Source organism: Microbacterium sp. Leaf351 (genome assembly GCF_001423825.1).
GTDB lineage: Bacteria > Actinomycetota > Actinomycetes > Actinomycetales > Microbacteriaceae > Microbacterium > Microbacterium ginsengisoli.
This window is the reverse complement of sequence record NZ_LMPK01000003.1, coordinates 39745-40140: the sequence shown is the minus strand read 5'-3', so window position 1 is coordinate 40140 and position 396 is coordinate 39745. Positions and strand designations below refer to the sequence as shown.

Genomic DNA, 396 nt, shown 5'->3' with positions numbered 1-396 from the left:
CCCGCGCCTCCGAGGGATCCACCGGGTCGACGCTCGAGGTCGGGGTCGCCGCCGGCGGCACCCTCGGACCCGACCACGGCGACAACACGTTCTGGTTCCCGAGCTCGATCGGCGTGCGCCGCGACGGGTCGCGGGTCGTGTTCCCCCACATCTGGGACCGCGCGAAGCCCGGCATCGTCGCCGTCGGACGCAGCGGCACGCGGTTCGTCGACGAATCGGTCTCGTACCACCGCTTCACCCGGGCGATGTACGCGTCGCTCGGCGCCCAGGATGCGATCCCGGCCTGGCTCGTGATCGATGCGCGCGCCCTGCACGCGTACGGGCTCGGGATGATCCGCCCGCACACCCCGCGGCGGGTGCTCGACCGCTACGTGCGCCAGGGCTACATCCATCGCG

At 73.0% G+C, this 396-nt stretch carries 1 protein-coding gene; it reads left to right on the top strand.

All coding sequences use genetic code 11. The annotated features are described in order from the left end of the window. Window positions 1–396: FAD-binding protein (locus tag ASG00_RS15065; RefSeq protein WP_162238318.1), on the top strand; the 396-nt coding region annotated here is incomplete at both ends.